Annotated in this window: 1 protein-coding gene; it reads left to right on the top strand. The window is 79.1% G+C overall.

Annotation, left to right across the window (positions count from 1 at the left end):
- The coding region (locus tag ABD308_RS00430) for a DUF5691 domain-containing protein (protein ID WP_344322293.1) at positions 1-1,337 on the top strand (1,337 nt) is incomplete at its 5' end.
- Positions 1,338-1,354: the final 17 nt, after the last annotated feature.

The raw sequence follows: 1,354 nt of genomic DNA, 5'->3' as shown, positions 1-1,354 counted from the left end.
CCGCCGCCCGCCGGCTCTCGCTGCTGCTCTCCACCCGCGGCGGAGGCAGCGGCGTGCTCGCCAACTTCGGCGAGTTGCTCCCGCAGTGGCTCACGACCGCCCGCGAGCGCGGCTACCGCGCGCCCGCCGCCAGCGTCCCGGCCCTGCTGGACGCCGCCCGCGCCCGCAGCGAACTGCGGCCCGACGCGGTCGCGCTGGCCGGTCCGCTCGGCCGCTGGCTCGCCGAGCGCAACGCGGACTGGCGGTTCGTCCAGCGCGCCGCCCTGGAGACCCCTCCCGCCCCGGAGGCCGCGCCCGCCGAGGGCCACCAGCCGTGGCACGAGGGCCTGTTCGCCGAGCGGGTCACCCACCTCACGCTGCTCCGCCGCCGCGACCCGGCGGCCGGCCTCGCGCTGCTGCGCGGCACCTGGTCCACCGAGCGGGCCGAGGACCGGTTGCTGTTCCTGGACGCCCTCCAGGAGGGCCTCTCGCTCGCCGACGAGCCCTTCCTGGAGGCCGCCCTCGGCGACCGCAGCAAGAACGTCCGGGCCACCGCCGCCGAACTGCTCTCCACCCTGCCCGGCTCCGCGCTGGCCGCCCGGATGGCGGAGCGCGCCCGCGCCGCCGTGCGCCTCTCCGCCCATGGCACGCACCTGTTGGTCACCCCGCCCACCGCCTGTGACCCGGCCATGCAGCGCGACGGCATACCGCCCAAGTCGCCCACCGGGCGCGGCGAACGGGCCTGGTGGTTCGGCGAGGTGATCGCCGCCGCGCCGCTCTCCCTCTGGTCCGGGCACACCGGCCTGACCCCCGAGCGGCTGCTCGCCCTGCGGGTCGGCGACGCCATCGACGAGACCAGCAGCACCTGGGCCGACGACCTGCGCGAGGCCTGGGCCCGGGCCGCCGTCCGCCAGCAGGACACCACCTGGGCGCGCGCGCTGCTCGGCCCCGCGCCGGTCCCCGGGCCCGGGCGCCCCGCCCGTGCCACCGGCGCCCCCGCCAAGCTGCTCGCGGTGCTCCCGCCCGCCGAACGGGCCGCCTGGACGGCCGCCTTCATCGAGGCGTACGGCCTCGGCGACGCCTTCCAGCTGCTCGGCGCCTGCGCCACCCCGTGGACGCCGCCGCTGTCCACCGCCGTGGTCGAGGCGCTGGCCCGGGCCGCCGCCTCCGGCGCCTACCCGTGGAGCCACAGCGGAGTGCTCGGCATGACCGAGCGCGCGCTCTCCCCGGAGAGCGCCGCGGCGGTCGAGGCGCTGGCCGCCGGGGCCGCGCCCGCCACCGCCTGGGGCGAGACCTTCGCCCGCCTGGCCGGGACGCTGCGCTTCCGCGAGGCGATGCTCGCCGAACTGGCGGCCTGACCCGGAGCCCGGTACGA

It is taken from the genome of Kitasatospora putterlickiae (assembly GCF_039527695.1).
Lineage (GTDB): Bacteria > Actinomycetota > Actinomycetes > Streptomycetales > Streptomycetaceae > Kitasatospora > Kitasatospora putterlickiae.
The sequence above is the reverse complement of the archived record's forward strand: the minus strand, read 5'-3'. Positions and strand labels throughout refer to the sequence as shown.